Origin of the sequence: Mycobacterium sp., from assembly GCF_032162105.1 — a bacterium.
Lineage (GTDB): Bacteria > Actinomycetota > Actinomycetes > Mycobacteriales > Mycobacteriaceae > Mycobacterium.
Genome location: NZ_JAVRPS010000520.1, coordinates 1 through 5,035, shown reverse-complemented (window position 1 = coordinate 5,035; position 5,035 = coordinate 1). Strand labels below are relative to the sequence as shown.

Below are 5,035 nucleotides of genomic sequence, written 5' to 3'. Positions count from 1 at the left end.
ACGTCGAACATCATCTTGGCGTAGTGGGACCCGAGGCAGCGGTGCATGCCGACCCCGAAGGCCATCTGCTTCTTGGCATTCGCGCGGGAGAGGTCGAGAGTGTCGGGATCGTCGAACATCGCCGGGTCACGGTTGGCCGCCGCCCACATGAGAATCGCCCGGTCGCCCTGGCATAGCGGCTGGCCGTGGAACTCGGCGTCCCGCGAGACGGTGCGCGCGAGGCCGAGTGTCGGTGTGTACAGCCGGAGTAGCTCGTCGGTGCCCTTCTTGATCAGGCTCGGATCGTCGATGAACTGCTGGCGCAGTTTGCGATCCTCACACAGCCGCCGCAGCACGTTGCCGGTGAAGCCGCTGGTGGTGTCCATGCCGCCGAGCATCATCAGCACCGTGTACATGGTGATCTGGCCGTCGTCGAGCGGTTGGTCGTTCAGCGTGCCGCGCAGGATGTCGCTGAACAGGTCGTCGCCAAGCCCCTCGGCGCGCCGCTGCTCCATGTGCTTGACGATCTCGCCGAACATCTCCATGCCGGCCATCCCGGCCTTCTCCGGATCGTGGGCGCGGTCGTGCACGGTGCTGTGCACCCAGTTCACCCAGTCCAGGTGTCGTGACTCGTCGAAGTTCAACAGCCGCAGGATCAGCCGAGCCGGAAGGGGGGTGGTGAGCTCGCCGACGAGATCGCATTCGCCGCGCTCGATGAAGGCATCGATCGCCTCGTTGGTCATCTCGATGGCGCCATCGCGGAACCGTTCCGCCGACCCTGGCGAGAACCGCTTGAGCGTGACCTCGCGCAGCTCCTGCGTCTCCGGCGGGTCCGACTCGATCGGCAAGATCGGAAGCGGCAACTCGCTGGCGGGCACGCCGACGGATGGGAACGAGTTGAACAGCGCGTCATCGCGCGCAGCTTCGAACACCGACGCGTAGTCGGTCAATGCCCAGAAGCCCTCGTAGTGGTCGGAATGTGCGACGGGACAACCCGATTCACGCATCTTGCGGAACGTGCCGTACGGGTCGTCGCGGAACTCGGGCGAATGGTGGTCGAGATCCACCTCGGCGCGGCGCTGAGCTTCGGCCTGAGTGTCGGTCATTGACACAATTCCCTTTCGTTGGGCTACCTGGAGAGAATGGCTACTGCGGCGGTCCCTGGCGACCCGTACAGCTGGGCCAGCCCGACCCGTGGATCGTTGGGCACTTGACGGTCACCGGCGGTGCCGCGCAACTGCTGCACCAGTTCGTAGACCTGACGCAGCCCCGACGCACCGACGGGTTCACCGTTGGCTAGCAGGCCCCCGTCGGTGTTGATGGGCAGCCGTCCGCCGATCTTGGTGGCCCCGTCGGCGAGCAGCGCCTCCTGCTCGCCGTCCTTGCACAGGCCGGTCTCTGCCATGTGGATGATCTCCGAGCCGGCGTCCGTGTCTTGTAGTTGGGCGACGTCGACGTCATCGGGGCCGATGCCGGCCAACTCGTAGGCGGCACGGGCGGCCTCGGCGGTGGTGCCGGGCACGATGGGCATTTCGATCGAGGTGCGCAACAGTTCGTATGCGCCCTCGCGGCGACTGCGCAGCGCCGTCGCGCGCAGGTAGATCGGAGTGTCGGTGTACTGCTTGGCCTTGTCGGCACGGCACACCACCACGGCGGCGGCGCCCTCGTTCGGATTGCAGTACATGTACTGGCGCAGTGGAGCGTTGACGACCGGCGAGTCCAGGATCGCGTCGACGCTCATCGGCTTGCGTCGCCACGCGTGTGGCGCCAGTGCGCCGTTGTCGAAGTTCTTGGCCGCGACGCGAGCCAACGTCTCCTCGGTGATGCCGTGATCGTGCATGTAGCGCATGATCTTGGTGCCGAAGTAGTGAGTGGTCAGGAACATGCCCTGATCGCCGTACCACTGGGGGAGCCCTGCCACCGAGGGGTCGGCTCCGAAGGCGCCGCGCGGGTGCTTGTCCAGCCCGACGCCAACCGCGATGTCGGCCTCGCCGAGTTGGACGTCGCGGGCGGCCAGGGTCAACAACGAGTTACCGGTCGCACAGCCGCTGAGCGTCGCTCGCGCGGGAACCCCCGTCATGCCGGCCAGTCCGGTCACCGCCTCGGGGTTGGACACCTCGAGGCTGCCCGCGTACAGGCTGCCCACCGCCGACCAGTCCACCCCGGCATCACGCAACGCCCTGCTGATCGCCACGGCGCCCATCTCCAGCGCCGATCGGTCCTCGTACCGCCCGAACGGGTGCAGTCCGACGCCGATGATGGCAATCTCGGGGGTGCTGCTCATTGCGTTCCTTCCGGCATGCGCCACTGTCGTGCCCGCCTGGGGCAGGAGTGCGCGTTGACTTAGATGCCACTAAGCCTATAACTATATAGCTGATTCTGGGATGCAGTCTAGAATCGCCCTACTTGGAGTGAAGGCTGAGACGTTGAGCATTTCGTTGTTGTTGGAGATGGCGGTTTCGGGGGATCCGGACCGGGTTGCGCTGGTGGACGGCGCCAATCGGTTGACCATCGGAGAGCTCAGCGCACTCGCCGACGGCGGGGCAGGCGTGATCGCCGCCAGCGACGTCGAACATGTCGCCTACGTCGGTTCGGGCGGCCTCATGCAGCCGTTGCTGATCTTCGCCTCGGCGCGCGCCGGAGTGCCATTCACTCCGATCAACTACCGGTTGAGCGCCGACGGTGTCCGAGAGTTGATCGCGCGACTGCCTGATCCACTGGTGATCGCCGACGATCGTTACCGCGACGTGGTCGGCGATGTCGGTAGGCGCGTCATCGACTCCGACGACTTCGTGGCGGCGGCGCGCACCGCCGCACCCGCCGCGGAGTTCGCCGATCCCGATGACGTGGCGATCGTGCTGTTCACGTCGGGCACCACCTCGAAGCCGAAGGCGGTCGAGTTGTCGCACGGCAACCTGACCAGTTACATCACGGGAACCGTCGAATTCGGTGCGGCCGCTGCCACGGACGCGGCTCTGATCTGCGTTCCGCCGTACCACATCGCCGGGGTCAACGCGGCGATGTCGAACCTCTATGCCGGCCGGAAGATGGTGTACCTGACCAACTTCGACGCCCGCGAGTGGGTGCGGCTCGTTGCCGAGGAGCAGGTGACGACCGCGACCGTCGTGCCAACCATGCTGGACCGCATCGTCACCACGCTCGAGCAGGAGCCGGTCCAACTTCCGACGCTGCGCAACCTGGCCTACGGTGGGTCGAAGGTCGCGCTTCCGTTGGTGCGCAAGGCACTCGACTTGTTGCCGAACGTCGGATTCGTCAACGCCTACGGCCTGACCGAGACCAGTTCGACCATCGCGGTGCTGACCCCCGACGACCACCGCGATGCGCACGGCAACCCCGACGAAGCGGTGGCCAAGCGGCTCGGCTCGGTCGGCCAGCCGGTGCCCGGCATCGATGTGCAGATCCGTGCCGAGGACGGCACGGTGCTTGGCGCCGACGAGACCGGTGAGCTCTTCGTACGGGGCGAGCAGGTGTCCGGCAAGTACACCGGCATCGGATCGGTGCTCGACGCCGAGGGCTGGTTTCCCACCAGGGACATCGCCACCCTCGACGGGGCCGGCTATCTGTTCATCACCGGGCGCTCTGACGACACCATCATCCGCGCTGGTGAGAACATCGCCCCCGCCGAGCTCGAAGACGTCCTCGTCGAACACCCGCACGTGCGAGAGGTCGCCGTCGTCGGTGTCCACGATGCCCAGTGGGGCCAGGCGATCGTCGCCGTGGTCGTTCCCGTAGCGGGTGTCGATCCGGATCCCGATGAACTGCGTGAGCACGTTCGGAAGGTCCTGCGCGGATCACGCACCCCAGACCGGGTCGTCTTTCGCGACCAGCTGCCTACCAATGCAACGGGAAAGCTCCTTCGTCGCGAGATCGTCGAGAGTCTCGAACGCGCAACCGTCGAAAAGTAAAGGGAAACAACATGATCAAGAACGGCACGCGGTTGCAGAGCCAGGTGTGTGACACCCAGGTGATCGTCGTCAAGGCCGCCGACAGCCTAGACGATCTGCGCTGTGGCGGTCAGCCGATGCTTCCCCTGGGTGCCGACCGCCCCGCCGGAGCAACTCCTGACCCGGCCTTCGCCGGCGGCAACGTGATGGGCAAGCGCTACGTCGACGACGGCGACGCCGAGGTGCTGGTCACCAAGGCCGGCGCCGGGTCGCTCAGTGTGGGTACGACTGCTCTGGCGCTCAAGGAGGCCAAGCCGCTGCCGGCCAGCGACTGACGCGGCCAGAGCTGGCCGAAACGATGAGAGTTTCGCGCCGCGGAGTCCGGCAATCTCCTCTACGAGGCGGTACGAACCGAGTTAACGGACTGGCTGCTAGGACTCGTGACCGATCTCGACGACCGTTGCCGCGATGTAGCGGTCGACGTCGGTCTCCGGTGGATAGGCAGGCCCGCTGCGTTGTTGAACACTGACCACCATGTCGACGAGGCCGTCGGCCATGCCGTCGAGTTGGTCGAGGGAGCCCTCGATGGCCAGGCTGTGCTGGACCGAGACGAGGCCGTGCAGGCCTGTCCACAGAGTGTGCGTTGCCTGGTAGAGCGGCAGTGACAACGGGTAACCCGCATCGGCGCAGGCGGCGAGCGCGCGGCGTAGCCTGGCCGACACTTGCCGCGCCGGATGCAGTCCCATCCGCTCGCGATCGACGACGGGCTGGCGAATTTCGTACATGAGCCGGTAATGGCCCGGGTAGTCCATCGCGAAGTGGCAGTAGGCGTGCACCTGGGCCCGCAACCGTTCGCGGGGCCCTTCCCGAGTGGCAGCGATGTCCGCGGTGCCCATCTGGTCGGCCAGTTGTCGGTACTTGTCTGCCAACGCCGCCCAAACCAATTCCGTCTTGTCGGAGAAGTGCAGGTAGATGCTTGCCGGTGTGACGCCGACTTCGTGGGCAACCGCCCGCATGGTCAGCTTTTCGTCGCTGCCCCACTCGTCGAGCAGCCGATTGACTGCGGTGAGCACATCTTTGCGCAGTTGGTCGCCCTGACCGCGGCGGTTTCGGCGCCGCGTCGGTTGCTGCTCTGCACGGTCGGCCACGCC

Annotated in this window: 5 protein-coding genes; 2 read left to right on the top strand and 3 right to left on the bottom strand. The window is 66.2% G+C overall.

The window, feature by feature from the left end:
* Together QOC69_RS26860 and QOC69_RS26855 are read right to left on the bottom strand one after the other, a co-directional pair.
* Positions 1–1,085 (bottom strand): cytochrome P450 (locus QOC69_RS26860; RefSeq protein WP_526445406.1); only part of this gene is annotated, 1,085 nt, incomplete at its 3' end.
* 23 nt (positions 1,086–1,108) lie between these two features.
* Positions 1,109–2,263, bottom strand: coding sequence for a thiolase family protein (locus QOC69_RS26855; protein ID WP_526445404.1), 1,155 nt, complete (start codon positions 2,261–2,263; stop codon positions 1,109–1,111).
* Between the two features lie 142 nt (positions 2,264–2,405).
* Between QOC69_RS26855 and QOC69_RS26850 the strand changes: the two genes are divergently transcribed.
* Positions 2,406–3,905, top strand: a complete 1,500-nt coding sequence (locus QOC69_RS26850; RefSeq protein WP_526445402.1) for a class I adenylate-forming enzyme family protein — start codon at positions 2,406–2,408, stop codon at positions 3,903–3,905.
* Between the two features lie 11 nt (positions 3,906–3,916).
* A complete protein-coding gene (locus QOC69_RS26845) occupies positions 3,917–4,219 on the top strand; it encodes a hypothetical protein (protein WP_526445400.1) in 303 nt (100 codons plus the stop codon).
* 96 nt (positions 4,220–4,315) lie between these two features.
* On the opposite strand, the gene QOC69_RS26840 is transcribed toward QOC69_RS26845, so the two are convergent.
* On the bottom strand, positions 4,316–5,035 hold a 720-nt coding region (locus tag QOC69_RS26840; RefSeq protein WP_526445398.1), incomplete at its 5' end, for a TetR/AcrR family transcriptional regulator.